A 16,625-nucleotide genomic window follows, 5' to 3' on the forward strand; every position below is an offset into this window, starting at 1 on the left:
TAGCTCCAGATGATTAGACCTAAGCTAATCAAAGTATTCAGCAAAATCCTTGCTGGACAAGAAAAATAAGCCAGACAACAGCAATTCCAATCTGCAACAGAACGGTTCATTCTTAAACATTCAAGCGCCTCTCCTGTCTACTTACGGCTCAAGGTGTCTTAGATTTTAATCATAAAGTAATAGTCAAGAAAACTAAAATCCGAGAACAGTTAGTTTCATCACTAAGAGTTCAATTGAATTTCAGTCCGAATGTCTCTACACTTCGGAATCCCTTGCTCCTTTCTCATTCAGATAAACCACCTGAGTCTGTTTGACAAAGCCAATTTTTTCATACAAGCGTTTGGCACCTACATTGCTATCTTCCACTGCAATCTGAAATTCCTTATCATTTTGCTCAATTAGTTGGTTGACAAGGGATTTTGCTAAGTAGCTTCCATAGCCTTTTCCACGTTCAGGTTCAGATATTGCTAAACCGTAGAAGTAATTCGTATCGCTCGATAAATCAACCGTGCAAGTTCCAATAACCTGATCGTCTTTTAACAAAATATATAGGCGACTTTCTGGATCTTTCAGAGCTTCAGCGACATATCTATCCACAACTTCTCTAGATTCATGTTCCTCTGAAAATGCCTGAAATTTCAACTGACTAATTTGCTCCTGATACGAACTATCTGCTAACAAAACTTCAAGATTGGAAACAGTTGCTAACGGATAAGGTTTTCTATCCTTACCTAACCAAGTTTCTGTCTCTTCATCCTCGACCAATCCCCAGTTGCTAATAAAATCAGGATGGCGGTCTAGAAAAACACGCTCTGTCTGAAAAGTAACTGAACGAATAGGGAAAGAAGCCGTTTCTTTCTCAAAACTAGCAAACAATGCACGCGCAATCCCCTGACGGCGATGAGCTGGATGAACCAGTATCGTCACTTCCACATCTTGATCATCTGCATAGACAGTTAATAAACCAACAAGTTCGCCTTTTTCATAATAAAGGAAAAAGGCGGGCATGTTTGGGTCAAAATTAAGCATGTTAGAGAGATAGGGATCACGATAGGTACCGTCATAGTTTTGGCAACAGTTAATTAGTTTTTTCGCCTCAGATAGCTCCTCTTGGCTTAACTTGTTTCTTGCTTGAATCATATAGGTACCCTCTACAACCCCGACGATCTGTGACTGGCTTCTTTAGCCTGCTCGAGTTTATTGACGTAGTACTCTCGTTTTTCTTCGACTTCGTGGATCGTCGGTTCATCCTTCTGTCCATGAACTCGGACAATCTTGGCCGGAATACCGACAACCGTCACATCACTAGGTACATCTGCTACGACAACTGCTGCAGCACCGACCTTAGCATTTTCGCCAATTTCCACTGGTCCGATAACTTGGGCATGGGCCGAAATGAGAGCTCCCTTTCGAACGGTCGGATGGCGTTTGCCACAGTCTTTTCCTGTTCCCCCAAGAGTCACTCCGTGATAAAGAAGAACACCTCTTTCAACGATCGCTGTTTCCCCAATCACCAAGCCAGAACCATGGTCGATAAAGACACCTGAATCAATCTGGGCACCTGGATGAATCTCAATCTGAGTCCAAAAGCGCCAAAACTGACTGTGCATACGAGCCAAGAGTTTGAAGCCATGCTTCCAGAGAAAATGCGAGAGACGGTGGGCCGCCAAGGCCTTGACACCTGGATAAGTCAGCAAAACCTCCAAAGTGGTGCGGGCCGCTGGATCATTTTCTTTTGCGATATCAATGGTTTCGCGCCACCATCCCATACATTTCTCCTTTTCTTATTCTGAATCTTTTGGTGTTTCTGTAAATTCTTTCTTAGGTTTGTGATCCTTGTGATGACGTGGGCGGTGAGGTCTCTCAGACTTTTCGCCTTTTTCATCACGTTCAGGTTTTGGAGGACGAGGAAGAAGAGCTTTCATAGAAGCATCCACACGTCCTTTTTCATCAATCTTGATAACCTTAACATCAACTTCATCCCCGATTGCTACCAAGTCTTCGACATTATTGGTACGCGTCCAAGCCATCTCAGAGATATGAACAAGGGCATCTGTCTTATCAAAGAGGTTAACAAAGGCACCAAATTTCTCAATACGAACGACTTTAGCACGGTAAACTTCGTCCACCTTAGCTTCACGGACCAAACCAGCAATAATTTCTTTAGCACGGTTAATAGCATCTTGGTCGCTAGAGTAGATAGACACATTTCCTTCTTCATCGATATCAATCTTAACACCTGTTTCAGCGATAATCTTGTCGATGGTTTCTCCACCCTTACCGATGACAATCTTAATCTTGTCCACATCAATCTTGATGGTATCAATTTTCGGAGCAGTTGGAGCCAATTCTGGACGAACTTCTGGAATGGTTGCTTCAATCACATCAAGAATTTCAAAACGGGCTTTCTTGGCTTGGGCAAGAGCCTCAGTCAAGATTTCTGCAGTAATCCCTTGGATCTTGATATCCATTTGAAGGGCTGTAATTCCGTCACGAGTTCCTGCAACCTTGAAGTCCATGTCTCCAAAGTGGTCTTCCAAACCTTGGATATCTGTCAAGACTGTATAGTTGTTTCCATCTGAGATAAGTCCCATGGCAATACCAGCCACTGGCGCCTTGATTGGCACACCACCAGCCATAAGGGCAAGAGTTCCAGCACAGATAGAAGCCTGAGATGAAGAACCATTTGATTCCAAGACCTCAGCTACCAAACGGATAGCGTATGGGAATTCTTCCAAACTTGGCAAGACTTGAGCAAGAGCACGCTCACCGAGAGCCCCGTGACCAATTTCACGACGACCAGGTGCACCGTAACGACCAGTTTCCCCTACAGAGTATTGTGGGAAGTTATAGTGGTGCATAAAGCGTTTCTTGTACTCTGGATCCAAACCATCAATGATTTGAGTTTCTCCCATCGGAGCCAAGGTCAAAACTGAAAGAGCCTGAGTTTGTCCACGAGTAAAGAGACCTGAACCGTGCACACGAGGAAGGAAGTCAACAACCGCATCCAAAGGACGGATTTCATCGACCTTACGGCCGTCAGGACGAACCTTGTCTTCTGTGATCAAACGGCGCACTTCAGCGTGTTCCATTTGTTCCAAGATTTCAGCCACATCACGCATAATACGGTCAAATTCTTCATGGTCCGCATATTTTTCTTCGTAAACGGCAGTAACTTGGTCCTTAACTGCTTGAGTTGCAGCTTCACGAGCCAATTTTTCTTCTACTTGGACCGCTTTTTGGAGGTCGCTGTTGTAGGCTGCGATAATTTCAGCCTGCAAGTCAGCGTCCACATGAAGTAATTCCACTTCTGCTTTTTCTTTACCGACTGATGCAACGATTTCTTCTTGGAAGGCAATCAATTCTTTGACTGCTTCGTGCCCTTTAAGGAGAGCTTCCAACATGATTTCTTCTGACAATTCTTTAGCACCAGACTCTACCATGTTGATAGCGTGTTTGGTACCAGCTACTGTCAATTCAAGGAGAGATTGCTCTGCTTGTTCTTGGCTAGGGTTGATGATGATTTGACCATCTACATAGCCCACTTGCACCCCAGCGATTGGACCGTCAAATGGAATATCTGAAATAGAAAGCGCCAAGGATGAACCAAACATAGCTGCCATAGGTGCAGAAGCATTTTCATCATAAGAAAGCACGGTGTTGATGACTTGGACTTCGTTACGGAAACCTTCTGCAAACATAGGACGGATTGGACGGTCAATCAAACGCGCTGTCAAAGTCGCATCTGTTGAAGGACGTCCTTCACGTTTCATAAAGCCACCAGGAAACTTCCCAGCTGCATACATTTTTTCTTCGTAGTTGACTTGAAGTGGGAAGAAATCCCCAGTTGCCATCTTCTTAGACATCACGGCCGCAGTCAAGACAGTTGACTCACCGTAACGCACGACAACTGCGCCATTTGCTTGCTTAGCAACCTGACCAGTCTCTACAATTAACTCACGACCCGCAAAAGTCGTTTGAAACACTTGTTTTGTCATTTTAATCCCCTTTGGATTGATGAAATTATACGCCTTGCCTACAAAGATCAGGATACAAAGGGCGTCAAAAGCAAAGTAAAATAGGAAACTGACGAAGTCTTCGATGAAGACAAGACAGTTTATCTTTTTTACACAGCTTTTCGGCCGGGTTCGATTACTCAAGATAGCATTCGATTGACGCAGTGTGCCATGCACACCAGGAAATCTATCTTTTTCACTAGGGATTTAGCCCGTGTTCAATTACTCAAGATACAAATCATTAGAAAGGTTTGATACTAAAGCATCTGAACCTTTCACGCTAATCGCTATCAGGCGATTAGCTAAACGCTTTACTAACTCTTTCCTCATATAACATCGATTTGACTCGCTCGTGTCGCTCCAACCACATTTGAAAAGCCTTTAAAATTTTAATACCCTCATCTTTGTATCAAGTACGTACAGAGTCTATTTTATCATATTTTTCTTAAAAAGTGCGGCCTTTACCATTAAAAAGGAACCACTCCCCTCACCTGAGAAGAATGGTTTGCTTTTTATTATCCTAGAGACTGATGATTAAACAAGGCATGGGTTGCTTGGTGGATGTATTTTGCTGTTTCTGCATTGTTCATGGTGTAGAGATGCACACCTGCAACATCCTGAGTTACCAAGTCCACGATTTGGTCCACTGCATAGGCAAGTCCTGCTGCTCTGAGCGACTCAGGGTCATGCTCATACTTGTCTAAGATGGCTTTAAATTTGCGTGGAAGATGGATATTCTCACAAGTCTTCAAGAGGCGGAGAGCCTGATTTCGATTCAGAATTGGCATAATCCCTGCATGAATGGGAACATCAATCCCAGCCAAGATGCACTTGTCTTGGAAATCATAGAAGCGCTCATTGTCAAAGAAAAGTTGAGTTACAAGGCTCGAGCAGCCTGCATCCACTTTCTTCTTAAGATTTTGAATATCTGAAATCTGATTTGGTGAATCTGGATGACCTTCTGGATAACAAGCTCCGACAATATCAAAGTGAGGGGCTTGCTCCTTGATGAACTCAATCAAGTCCGTTGCGTAGCGAAAATCTTTTTGCGGCTCCACATCTGGAATAATATCCCCACGAAGAGCCAAGATTTTCTGCACCCCAACCTTGTCTAAGTCGGCAATGGTTTCAGCAACCTTGTCCTTAGTCAAATAGATGGCTGGCAAGTGAGCAATAGTCGGAATCGCCAAGTCATTTTGGATAAAGTCGGCCAAACGAACCGTCGTTTCCTTGATATTAAATTTATTATTGCTGGCAGTTACACTGATAAAGTGAGGAGCCAACTCCTGCATATCTTGAAGAGCAGAAATAATGTTATCATTACCCACGGCTGGGTTGGGAGGGAACACTTCAAATGAGAGTGACGGTGTTTGGCGTGACATAGTCATTATCCTTTTCTAGTTGATTTTTTTCGTTAGCTGGATTCCTAGAATCTAAGTGAAACAGGCAGATTGACCAAACAGCGCTTCTTGAGAAATCCTATCTTACAATTTCTCACGCGCAGCTTTCGCTGCTTCCACAAGGCGGATCAAGCTTTCTTTTGTTTCTGGAATACCACGTGTTTTCAAACCACAGTCAGGGTTGATCCAAACTTTCTTGCTTGGCACTTTAGCAAGGATAGCTTCGATTGTGTGGTCGATTTCGCCTTCATTTGGCACACGAGGTGAGTGGATATCGTAAACCCCAGGTCCCACTTCTGTTTGGAAGTTTTTCGCTTTGAGTTCGTCCAAGATTTCAAGGTTTGAACGGCTAGCTTCAAAGGAAATAACATCTGCATCCATGTTGTCGATAGCTGGGATGATATCTGTAAATTCTGAGTAACACATGTGAGTGTGGATTTGTGTGTCTGGCGCTACTGTTGAGTGTACCAAGCGGAAGGCAGGAATTGCCCAGTCAAGGTAGTCTTCGTACCAGTCGCTACGACGGAGTGGCAATTTCTCACGAAGAGCAGCCTCATCGATTTGGATGATTTTCACACCAGCAGCTTCAAGGTCAAGCACTTCATCCTTGATAGCAAGGGCGATTTGAAGAGTAGAATCCTTGATAGAGATGTCTTCACGTGGGAATGACCAGTTGAGAATAGTTACTGGTCCAGTCAACATACCTTTAACAGGTTTGTTTGTGCGGCTTTGTGCATAGCTAGACCATTTAACAGTGATAGGGTTAAGACGAGTGACATCACCCCAGATGATTGGTGGTTTAACTCCACGCATACCGTATGATTGTACCCAACCATTTTTAGAGAAGAGGTAACCTGACAAGTTTTGACCGAAGTACTCAACCATGTCATTACGCTCAAATTCACCGTGAACAAGGACATCAAAGTCGATATCTTCTTGCCATTTGATCCATTCGTCAATTGTTTCAGCAAGGAAAGCATCGTACTCTTCTTGAGACAATTCACCCTTACGGTAAGCCAAACGTTTCGCACGAACTTCTTTTGTTTGAGGGAATGAACCGATAGTTGTTGTTGGAAGAGCTGGAAGTTTGAAAGCTTCTTCTTGGATAGCTTCACGTTCTGCAAAGGCTGGCAAACGAGTGTAGTCTGCGTCTGTCAAGCCAGCGATACGCGCACGAAGTTCAGCATTTTCACCAACACGCTCAGTCGCAAAGAGTTCTTTGTTAGCTGCAAGTGCTTCTTCACCTTGACCATTGCGGATAGCATCCAAATCACGAATTTCATCTAATTTTTCAACCGCAAAAGCAAAGTGGTTCAAGATTGCTGGTTCAAATTCTTCATTAGCAGTTGTAAATGGCACATGAAGAAGTGAGCATGAGCTTGTCAATACGATGTTTTCAGCTGGGATTTGTTCAAGAACAGCCAAACTCTTTTCGTAGTTGTTACGCCAGATGTTTTTACCATTGACAATACCTGCATAAAGAGTCTTGTCAGCTGGGAAGCCACCTTTAACCAATTCAAGAGTTTTCTTACCTTCAACGAAGTCAAGACCGATAGCATCTACTGGCAAGGTCACAAGGTCAGCGTAAACGTCACGAACGTCTCCGAAGTAAGTTTGAAGCAAGACTTCAAGACCTTTTTTGTCAGCCAAGAGTTTGTTGTAAAGGTTCAAGAAGAGGGCTTTTTCTTCAGCTGTCAAATCTTTTACAAGAGCAGCTTCGTCGAGTTGGATACGAGTCGCACCAAGTTCTGCCAATTTAGCAAAAACTTCTTGGTAAGCAGCAACTAAGCTGTCTACGAAGTCTTCTGCTTTCACGCCTTCTTCAAAGTCTGACAATTGAAGGAAAGTGAATGGACCTACAAGAACAGGACGAGTGTTGAGACCAAGTTCTTTTGCTTCTTGGAACTCATCGAAGATCTTGTGACCTGCAAGTTTAACTTGAGTGTCTTTTTCAAATTTAGGAACGATGTAGTGGTAGTTGGTGTTGAACCATTTCTTCATTGGGAGCGCGCGAACGTCCCCTTTTTCTCCTTGGTAACCACGACCCAAAGCGAAGTAGCGCTCAAGGTCAGACAAGTCCAAGTTTTGAACTGAAGCAGGTACCACGTTGAAAAGGAAAGCAGCATCTAGGAAGTTGTCATAGTGAGAAAAATCATTTGATGGAATTTCAGTGATGCCTTTTTCTTTGACAATGTTCCAGTGTTTAGCACGCAAGTCTTTTGCGGCTGCAAGGAGTTCTTCTTCTGAGATTTCTTTTCTAAAATATTTTTCAGTTGTAAATTTTAATTCGCGGAATTCGCCCAAACGAGGGAAACCGATGATTGTAGTTGACATGATGTGTCCTCCAAAATTTGTTGTTGAAACTATCTTAACAGAAAAGAAATCATCTGTATAATTGTAAAAAATTAGGCTTTGATATAGTTTGAAACTATATCTCTGTTTTAAACAAAAGAAAAAGACTTGAGACAAATGCCTCAAATCCTTTGTGTAGCTTGTTTTATAGCTTTATTTCAGTTAGACGGTTCAAACGCGTTATTAGTAACTCTTATAAGTGACTATGGCTTGTTATTAGAAAAGACTATATGTTGATTCCCTTCTCTCGGAGATTTTCCAGGCACTCCTCATAGTAGGTAGCATCATGCTCACTATAGATAGGACTTTTCATCTTTTCCTCTACTAAGTCTTGATAAGGAGGGCAGGTCTTACCTCGGTAGTTCTTGTCCAGCCACTCTTGACTTACCTTATAGCCATGGTTAGCCATCTCCTCCATGATCAAGCGATGATAGGCATAGAGACAATAGGGCGAGTGAGTAAAGACATAGTCCACCGTCGCATGCTTTCTACCCCAGCCATTGCCACGTAGAGCGCAACACTCTCGATGCTGCCCCAAGAGTTGAGGACGGGGAAGTTGTGAAATCAAAGCCTCATGCCAAAGTCTCATGGGCGTCTCCTTTCAGTAAAGTCGAATGTTGCAAGTATGTATTTGGGTAACGTTCAAGTAAATCTCTCGTCTTAACAATTAAGTCTTCTTTGGTGGCATGGCCAGAGTGATAACGCTCCAGTAAAAACATATAGTCCTTGCGCTCAGCATCAGTCGCTTTCTTCTTGAAATATCCCCAAATATGCTGAAAAGCATTACAAACCTGACCCCTGTGTTCTGGAATCTGGCAGGCACGGTCAATCATCTCTTGAACCATACTCACCTCCACCTCTTCATTCTTGAGATACTGACGAATCTCATTGTATATATTGCTAGAATGACTCAAAACGAGATATTTGTTTCTCGCCCAGAGTTGCTGGCAAAGGGCACGTTGGTTGCGATTTTCCATATTTCTCCTTACTTTCTACTAGTTCCCCGGAAATAAGGAAACAAAGTTATATCTTAAAAATGAGCGAATTATGAGCGAATAAATAGTATTTTTTGTAGAGCCTGATTTTTCTAATAAATATTAGTCAACAATCCTTAAATACCTGAATAAGTCTCTACTAACAACTGAATCTTACGTAAAACTTCTTGCTTTTTCCGTTCACGCGCTCCTTGTCTACGAGAAGTTGGTGGAATAATCGAATCCAAATCAGTCCCACTATTTTCAGCATAACCTCGTTGAATTGATTTGTCTATGAATAATTGATAATCAGCTACAAGTTTCTCAGCCTCAGCTAGGTCGTGAATCGCAATTTTCTTGCGCTCTTTGCCATATTCATAGAAAGCATTAATAATCCCATCATGGTCTTTCAATTTTTGCAAATCAGTGTCATTGATAAATCCAATAACCAACTCTTCTTTAGCACGGATATCAATGCTAGAGCGAATCACACGACTAACTTCTGCTTTCATTACTTCTTTAGACTCAGAATTCTTCGATTTTTCAACAATCAATGCAAGAATGTAGTCCAGGTTAATCTCATCTGTTTTTAGGAGTTCAATCTCAAATTCGACATCTGAAAGATCAATATCCAAGTCCTTGGCCTTTTCATAATTTTTAAGGTTCAAAAATTCATCTCGAATTTCCACATAAGTGCTTCTTAAATCCTGAAGATAACCTTCTGAAATAGGTTTGTCGATTTCTTGAAACTCATCATAATTTCGAAGGACATTATCAAGCTTCAACAACTCACCAAATAACTTAACAAACTCCTTCTTATCATGCTCTGTTTCAATTTCTTGCGGATTCGGGAATCTTTCCAGAATTTCCTGACAAACTGCAGTATAGCCTTTGACCTCGATACCCGTTACTTGGTCAACGAAACCATCCATATATTCACTAAAGCTTTTTTCTAAGATGATTTCAAGCTTGTTGGTGTCTCCAAAAGTCTTAATAGCTTCCTGCGTAGCCTTTTCTAAATCACGGAAACAAACAATATTTCCAAAAGGTTTAACCTTGTTAAAAATCCGATTGGTTCTCGAGAAGGCCTGAATCAAACCATGATAACGTAGATTTTTATCGACAAAGAGTGTATTCATAGTCGGGGCATCAAATCCCGTTAAGAACATACCGACCACAATCAGCAAATCCACTTCCTTGGATTTAACGCGTTTGGAAAGGTCACGATAGTAATTTTGAAACTCCTTCCCATCAGCTGAGAAGTTGGTCTTAAACATGTGATTATAATCATCAATTGCTCTAGAAAGAAACTCTTTAGAAGTTAGAGGCATGGCTGTATCTTGAGGTTCTAGCTCTTCATCTTGAATTTCTCCATAAGCTGACTGTTCTTCGTTAGGCGCAAAGCTAAAAATAGTCGCAACTTTCAAACGCTTAGCCTCTGGTAAAGCTGCTTGCTGTCGTTGGAGTTCTTCATAGTATAATTTTGCTGCTTCAATACTTTGTACAGCCAGCATAGCATTAAATCCAGACAATTGTTTTTGTTTATGAGTATAGTGTTGATTTCGGTGTGTTTTTGTATTATACACTCTCAACAGGTACTCTGTGATGGTTGCTATCCGTTCTGGATGTAGAAGTAGCTCCTTCTCCATCTTTTTGAGTTTCTTCTCATCAATCTCTCGGCCAACTGCTTTTTCAGCTTCTCTATACTTATTGATTTCAGGCTTGATATAGTTGTAATCAACCTTGAACTTCAAGACTTTTTTATCTCGAATAGCATCCGTGATAACATAGTTATGAAGTTGCTCCCCAAAAACTTCTTGAGTTGTTTCTCCCGTTAAACTATTTTCTGGGAAAATCGGTGTCCCTGTAAAACCAAATAGAGCGTACTGTTTAAAAGCCTTCTTAATGCGCTTTTGAGCCTTCCCAAACTGAGAACGATGACACTCGTCAAAAATCAAGACACATTTCTTAGCATAGACTTCATGATTAGGATTCGCAGTGATAAACTTATTTAATTTTTGAATAGTTGTGACAACGATTCGATCATCATTTTCTTCGATACTGCGTTGTAGTTCTTTTGTATTGTTACTACCATTGACTGAATTTGGTTGGAATTTTTGATATTCCTTCATAGTTTGATAGTCTATGTCTTTTCTATCTACAACGAATATCACTTTGTCAATATAGTCCAACTCTGTCGCTAAGCGTGCAGTCTTAAAGCTGGTCAAGGTTTTCCCTGACCCTGTTGTATGCCAGATATAGCCACAAGCATTGATTGTTCCAAAATTCTTCATCTCATTAGAGGAATGAATTTTTCTCAAAATACTCTCGGTAGCTGCTATCTGATAAGGGCGCATGATGAGCAAGGTATTGTCCACATCAAAAACACAATACTTGGTCAAAACTTCCAAGAGGACACGCTTGCTTAAGAAAGTAACAGTAAAATCTTCCAATTCGTGAATAGTCTTATTCTTACGGTCTGCCCACTCACAGGTAAACTCATAGTGATTTTTATTTTGAGCTGTCGTATTTGCAAAGTAGCGTGTATAAGTGCCATTCGAAATCACAAAAATCTGAACATACTTATACAAAGAATTTTCGCTGTTAAAGCTTTCCTTACTATAACGGTGAACCTGATTAAAGGCTTCTTGTAGACTAACTCCACGCTTCTTCAATTCAATCTGAACTAGCGGAAGACCATTGACTAAAATGGTCACATCATAACGGTTGGTATGACTCCCCACTTGCGTCACTTGGTTGATGACCTGCATACTGTTGTTGTGAATGTTTTTCTTGTCAAGGATAAAAATGTTTTTAATCCGTCCATCATCAAAAACAAAGTCATAGATATGATTTTCTTGGATTTTTCGTGTTTTTTCAACCAAACCTTCATTGGGACAGTCTAAATACTCGACTACAAAACGTTGCCATTCAGCATTCGTAAAGATCACCTTATTAAGCTTTTCAATTTGGACCTTTGCATTTGCTAAAAGCTCCGCAGGTGTATGGATATCCAATCGTTCATAATTGAGACCATTGACTAAATCCATAAGCAATTGTCTTTCCAAATCTGCCTCAGACTGAAATTCTCTATCTGTGCGATACTCTGGTTGATACTCAGCCAAGAGAATCCCTTCATTTGTTTCCGCAATTACTTCATGTACTTTTGAATAATCAACCATTGCATGCTTCCTTTTTTTATTTTAATTGAGATTCTATCTCAAAATGATTAAAGAATTTATCTAGTAAAGTTTAATAATTGTTCTCTCCAGTATTCATACTGTTTCTGTCTTAGTTCGATTTCTTTTGGAAGGCCCTCAGAAAGAGAGTTGGTTAAAGTATTGAAATTGTCAAGGGTAGAGACGATTCTTACTTGTTCAGTAAGAGATGGTAAGTAGAACGTTACTTTATCAATAATATCCTTAGACAATCTAGGAATACTAGCCTTTCGAACCTGTGATTTGAGTCTATCTTGCTTACTTAACAAGACATAGTACATAAATTTATCAGAAATATTATCTGACGTCTCTAACGTGTAGACATCATCTGCTGCCCAAAAGTCCACAGTGCTATACCCAATTTCACCAGCCGCCCCTGCACAAATTACAAAGCTAGTATTTTTCACTCTGTTTGATTCGGTATAATATCCTAAGGGGGCCAAACTATTTTGATAAACTGGAACACTTCCTGAAGTAGTTAGTTGCTTTCTAACAAGTCGTTTCCCACGTTGCAAATTGACAACTTGTCCCACCTTCACTCGAATTGGCCCAAATACCCACTGTAAAAGCTTGATAATAGCGGAGTTGTCCCACTCCTCTACTCTACTCTACTCTCAGTGTACTCGCCTTCGGCGACGAATGTCAAGAGTTTTTCTCTAAAATATTCATACTGTTTTTGTCGAAGTTCAATCTCTTTGGGCAGTCCGATGTTGAGGGCATTACAAACCTTGTCAAAATTGTCCAGAACTTGAACAATACGAGACTGGATTTCGAGAGAAGGGACTGGGATTTTGAATTTTTCAGTATCATTACTAGAAATTTGTGGCATCTGCATATTATTAGCGATGTTTTGAAAATGTTCTTTATTATGAACTAAGTAATGATAAATATATCTTAAATTGATATTTTCATTGTCTGAACTGTATGACCAAAATTCATTTTTAAAACTAAATGGTTTTGTACAATATTCAAAATCAATAATCCCGCGAGATTTTACAATAATTGCTTCTTCAGTATGAATATCTTTATCAGGAATATCTCCATAGTTCACATCAGCGTAAGTCTTTCCTCCTGCGAAGATACGGATTGGTGCACCATCTTTGTGAAGTAGTTTCATCTGACCAGCTGTAATTTTAGTCCCTTTTCCTTTTTTTAGACACTCACTTAACATCTTCCACTCAACCTGATAAACTTCATCCTCAAAGGATAAGAGTTTATCTCGATAATAAGAATATTGCTTTTTACGTGAGGTCAATTCTGAGGTCAATTCTGTAACATACTCAGTCATTTTGTCAAGTTTTTGCACGATTTTTTCTTGAATTTCTAACGGAGGAATAGGGATGGAAATTCTTGAAACATCCTTAGGATACACGTGTGGTACTCCTGATCCTTTTTTTAGACTAAAAAGTATTCCTTGTTTTTCAAGGAGATAATGGTATAAATACTTTGTACTTAACATTTTATCAAATGGTTTAATAGAAAAAGCATCTGATACAAATATCGGTTCATTCCAATACATCACAAAACCTGCATATGCACCACTACCTGCAACAGTTATTGTTTCACCTTCTCTGTTAAAGTCTCCATGGAAGTATGCAGGCTTCTGACCTCCAGAAATAACTGGATAAGGTCCATCAGTAGCTGTTTTAGAGGTAATTGTTTTTCCACGTTTTAGAAATACCACTTCCCCTAAATCTTTCCACTCAACAGGACAGTTTTGGATTTCCTCTAGGATGTTCATATTATACTTCCTCATTTCTTTAGTACTTTTTCCCACTCCTCTACAAATCCAATATGATGCAGATGAATTACTGCTTGATAACGTTTAATGAGTGCTGACAATTCACCTAGAAATCCTTCATTCCATTTTTTCTTATCAGGATGGAGGCTTTTAACCGCATAAAGTTGTGCCATTAGTCTATTTTTCAATTTACTATTTTCGTTCATGAAAGTAGGGAGTTGACCAGGGACCTTTGTGAAGCTTGTATAATATAAACGATTATAGTGGGCACAGTAATTTCTTAGAACCACTGCAACTTCTAGATAGGTTCTAACTTGAGTAGACTTTATACCAACATTTTTAGCAATATCTTTCTGGATATCTATCGGAGAATCTGCAAAAAATTTCGAAGTCATTCCAAAAGTAAAAAATTCTACTAAAACCCAGATAGGAAATTCTCCATCATATTTTCGGTGGTGATGCTTATAAATAGGGCTTTTCTTCCTATGTTCCAACTCCTTTTCAACATTTCCTAAAAATTCATTATGTTTATGAAATTTATTAAAAGCAGTCGCTTCTTTATAAGCTAAAGCTCCGTATTTATTTCCATGATGATAGGCGACTTGAGTCCTAAAATACAACTCAATGTCCTCTAAATACTTGAAAATAAGCAAACGTAACTCTGAATCAAAACAAGCAATTCCATAAATTTTCTCCAAAGAAACCTTGCTGGAATCATACTTCTGCGTCTCTTTGTCACGAAAAGGTAAAAAATAAGCAGTTAGCCGATAATAATTAACCTTTTGTAAAATATCAATCGCATACTCATTTGATTTGATATCTTTACATCCGTGCTCAATTAATTTGGCCACCTGCTCATCCCAAGTTTTAAATTCTTTAATTTTCATAGTAACTTCCGTATAAAAAAATGTCCGCCTTGTCACATCAAAGAGAGGTGGGCGGTCCTATTAATTCTATTATACCGTTTTTAACAGATAATTCAAGGATTTTTTACTATTTTTGGAATTATTTTCAATATTTTCAATATAGTATACACGGTAGCCAATCGCTAAAATCATATCGAGATTATAGTAGGCGACTTTTTTTGACTGAGTTTTACCAACCACTGCTTCATCCAACTCACCATCTTCAAAAATAGCCTTAATATGTTTACTAATATTTTGCTTGGAAGTTTGAAAGAGCTCAGCTAGTTCTTGTTGAGTCAGCCAAACCGTTCCATTATCCAAGTGGAGTTCAATAGCTGACTCACCATCATCTGTTCGATAGAGAATCACATCATTTGCCATAGCTCAGCTCCTCGACAATCTTATCTATCTCTGCACGCAAGTGGTCAATCTTAGTAACGGTCTCAGCTATTTCTTTATTAAGCACATCAATATCAATCTTCTCACGTGTATCTTCTTGTTCGACATAGGTTGAAACAGATAGGTTATAATTCTGCTCTGAACCAATCACATCATTATCAACAAGAGCAGATTTATAGTCAACATTTTGATAATTAGAGAATAATTCAACTATATGTTCGATATTGCTACCCGTCAAAACATTGTTGTTAGTCTCTTTTTTGAATTCCTTACTCGCATCGATAAAGAGCGTTTTGTTCTCTAGTTTATTTTTTGCCAAAACCAAGATAGTCGTTGCGATAGAAGTTCCAAAGAAGAGATTGTCTGGAAGGGAAATCACTGCTTCAACAAAGTTGTTATCTACTAGATACTGACGAATGGTCTTTTCAGCTCCTCCACGATAGAAAATTCCTGGAAAACATACAATAGCTGCTCGACCTTTATTGGATAAGTGATTTAGACTATGCATGATAAAGGCAAAGTCAGCTTTTGATTTAGGAGCTAGCTTACCAGCTGGAGCAAAGCGGTCATCATTTATTAGAGTTGGATCTCCATCTCCCACCCATTTGACAGAATACGGAGGGTTAGAAACGATAGCATCAAATGGCTTTTCTTCTAAATGCTGAGGATTTAAAAGGGTATCTCCTCGCTTAATATCAAAGTTATTGTAGTTGATATTGTGCAAGAACATATTCATACGAGCCAAGTTATAGTTGGTCATGTTAATTTCTTGACCAAAGAATCCATCTTCTAGAATATGGTCTTCATATTGTTTTTTCATTTGAAGAAGGAGAGAGCCTGAACCACATGTTGGGTCATAGACCTTGTTAATCTTGTCCTTGCCGACCATCACTAGACGAGCTAGTAGTTTAGAGACTGTCTGAGGTGTGAAAAATTCACCCCCACTTTTTCCTGCATTACTTGCATAGTTGGAAATCAAGAACTCATAAGCATCCCCAAAAGCATCAATGTCATTTTCCTCAAAGTTACCAAAGTTAATGCTATTGATACCATTTAGGATATCAGATAGGCGCTTATTTTTTTCTGGAACAGTCCCACCAAGGATGTTGCTTCTTGTATCCAAGTTATCAAACAGACCTTTGATATCATCTTCTGATTTGAAGCCAATCGCTGACTTCTCAATAGCTTGAAAAATATTGGCCAATTCTTCGTTTAAATTTTCATTTTGTGAAGCATCCTTGACTACATTTTCAAATAGTTGACTCGGAAGGATAAAGAATCCCTTATCCTCAACTGTCCCTGGTTTAAAATCTTGCTCAGCTTCTTGGTCACTCAATTCAGCATAACGGAATTCTAGATCCCCAGCCTCATGCTCAGCGCGGTCAAAATAATCAGCCATATGCTCTGAAATAAAGCGATAGAAAAGGATTCCTAAAATGTATTGTTTAAAATCCCAACCATCTACAGCTCCTCGAACATCGTCCGCAATCGACCAAATCTTACGATGCAGTTCCTTGCGTTCTGCATTTTCTTTACTTGCCATTTTCACTTCCCTAATTCAATGCATTATCCTTTATATTTTATCATATTTTAAGAAAAAGCACTTAAACCAAGAATAAA

General features: G+C 39.8%; 12 protein-coding genes and 1 pseudogene. All 13 read right to left on the minus strand.

What is annotated here, in order from left to right:
• Window positions 1-255 precede the first annotated feature (255 nt).
• Entirely contained in the window at window positions 256-1,140 is an 885-nt protein-coding gene (locus N8M95_RS03140; protein WP_004263405.1) for a GNAT family N-acetyltransferase, read from the minus strand.
• An 11-nt stretch (window positions 1,141-1,151) separates the two neighbouring features.
• Window positions 1,152-1,769, minus strand: a complete 618-nt coding sequence (gene cysE, locus N8M95_RS03145; protein ID WP_261116608.1) for a serine O-acetyltransferase — start codon at window positions 1,767-1,769, stop codon at window positions 1,152-1,154.
• A gap of 15 nt (window positions 1,770-1,784) precedes the next feature.
• Complete coding sequence (pnp, locus tag N8M95_RS03150; RefSeq protein WP_261116609.1) at window positions 1,785-3,998, minus strand: polyribonucleotide nucleotidyltransferase; 2,214 nt, start codon at window positions 3,996-3,998, stop codon at window positions 1,785-1,787.
• Window positions 3,999-4,531: 533 nt separating this feature from the next.
• On the minus strand, window positions 4,532-5,398 hold the full coding sequence (gene metF / locus N8M95_RS03155) for a methylenetetrahydrofolate reductase [NAD(P)H] (protein ID WP_000089967.1): 867 nt from the start codon (window positions 5,396-5,398) through the stop codon (window positions 4,532-4,534).
• A gap of 102 nt (window positions 5,399-5,500) precedes the next feature.
• Window positions 5,501-7,750 carry a 5-methyltetrahydropteroyltriglutamate--homocysteine S-methyltransferase gene (gene metE, locus N8M95_RS03160; protein WP_120769867.1) on the minus strand — a complete coding sequence of 750 codons (2,250 nt, stop codon included), beginning with the start codon at window positions 7,748-7,750 and terminating at the stop codon, window positions 5,501-5,503.
• 244 nt (window positions 7,751-7,994) lie between these two features.
• On the minus strand, window positions 7,995-8,357 hold the full coding sequence (locus tag N8M95_RS03165) for a TIGR02328 family protein (RefSeq protein ID WP_020902413.1): 363 nt from the start codon (window positions 8,355-8,357) through the stop codon (window positions 7,995-7,997).
• Window positions 8,341-8,745 (minus strand): YbgA family protein, encoded by a 405-nt coding sequence (locus N8M95_RS03170; RefSeq protein WP_120769866.1) that lies wholly within the window; start codon window positions 8,743-8,745, stop codon window positions 8,341-8,343. Before N8M95_RS03170 ends, N8M95_RS03165 begins: the two co-directional genes overlap by 17 nt.
• 134 nt (window positions 8,746-8,879) lie before the next feature.
• A complete protein-coding gene (locus N8M95_RS03175) occupies window positions 8,880-11,924 on the minus strand; it encodes a type I restriction endonuclease subunit R (RefSeq protein WP_120769865.1) in 3,045 nt (1,014 codons plus the stop codon).
• Window positions 11,925-11,980: 56 nt separating this feature from the next.
• Window positions 11,981-12,493, minus strand: a complete 513-nt coding sequence (locus N8M95_RS03180; RefSeq protein ID WP_261116610.1) for a restriction endonuclease subunit S — start codon at window positions 12,491-12,493, stop codon at window positions 11,981-11,983.
• A gap of 65 nt (window positions 12,494-12,558) precedes the next feature.
• The gene (locus N8M95_RS03185; RefSeq protein WP_261116611.1) at window positions 12,559-13,701 is read right to left on the minus strand and encodes a restriction endonuclease subunit S; all 1,143 of its coding nucleotides are present in this window, start codon (window positions 13,699-13,701) and stop codon (window positions 12,559-12,561) included.
• An 11-nt stretch (window positions 13,702-13,712) separates the two neighbouring features.
• Complete coding sequence (locus tag N8M95_RS03190; protein ID WP_120769863.1) at window positions 13,713-14,588, minus strand: Abi family protein; 876 nt, start codon at window positions 14,586-14,588, stop codon at window positions 13,713-13,715.
• A 78-nt stretch (window positions 14,589-14,666) separates the two neighbouring features.
• A pseudogene (locus tag N8M95_RS03195) lies at window positions 14,667-14,987 on the minus strand (cell filamentation protein Fic); the annotation flags it as partial.
• Complete coding sequence (locus tag N8M95_RS03200) at window positions 14,977-16,548, minus strand: type I restriction-modification system subunit M (RefSeq protein ID WP_120769862.1); 1,572 nt, start codon at window positions 16,546-16,548, stop codon at window positions 14,977-14,979. The pseudogene N8M95_RS03195 and the gene N8M95_RS03200, both read right to left, overlap by 11 nt.
• Window positions 16,549-16,625 lie beyond the last annotated feature (77 nt).

Source organism: Streptococcus mitis (assembly GCF_946190325.1).
Taxonomy (GTDB): domain Bacteria; phylum Bacillota; class Bacilli; order Lactobacillales; family Streptococcaceae; genus Streptococcus; species Streptococcus mitis_CF.

Coding starts and splice junctions, on each gene's coding strand:
- N8M95_RS03200 (WP_120769862.1), bottom strand. CDS start 16,548: ATGGCAAGTAAAGAAAATGCAGAACGCAAGGAACTGCATCGTAAGATT.
- N8M95_RS03165 (WP_020902413.1), bottom strand. CDS start 8,357: ATGAGACTTTGGCATGAGGCTTTGATTTCACAACTTCCCCGTCCTCAA.
- N8M95_RS03140 (WP_004263405.1), bottom strand. CDS start 1,140: ATGATTCAAGCAAGAAACAAGTTAAGCCAAGAGGAGCTATCTGAGGCG.
- N8M95_RS03175 (WP_120769865.1), bottom strand. CDS start 11,924: ATGGTTGATTATTCAAAAGTACATGAAGTAATTGCGGAAACAAATGAA.
- cysE (WP_261116608.1), bottom strand. CDS start 1,769: ATGGGATGGTGGCGCGAAACCATTGATATCGCAAAAGAAAATGATCCA.
- N8M95_RS03190 (WP_120769863.1), bottom strand. CDS start 14,588: ATGAAAATTAAAGAATTTAAAACTTGGGATGAGCAGGTGGCCAAATTA.
- pnp (WP_261116609.1), bottom strand. CDS start 3,998: ATGACAAAACAAGTGTTTCAAACGACTTTTGCGGGTCGTGAGTTAATT.
- metE (WP_120769867.1), bottom strand. CDS start 7,750: ATGTCAACTACAATCATCGGTTTCCCTCGTTTGGGCGAATTCCGCGAA.
- metF (WP_000089967.1), bottom strand. CDS start 5,398: ATGTCACGCCAAACACCGTCACTCTCATTTGAAGTGTTCCCTCCCAAC.
- N8M95_RS03185 (WP_261116611.1), bottom strand. CDS start 13,701: ATGAACATCCTAGAGGAAATCCAAAACTGTCCTGTTGAGTGGAAAGAT.
- N8M95_RS03170 (WP_120769866.1), bottom strand. CDS start 8,745: ATGGAAAATCGCAACCAACGTGCCCTTTGCCAGCAACTCTGGGCGAGA.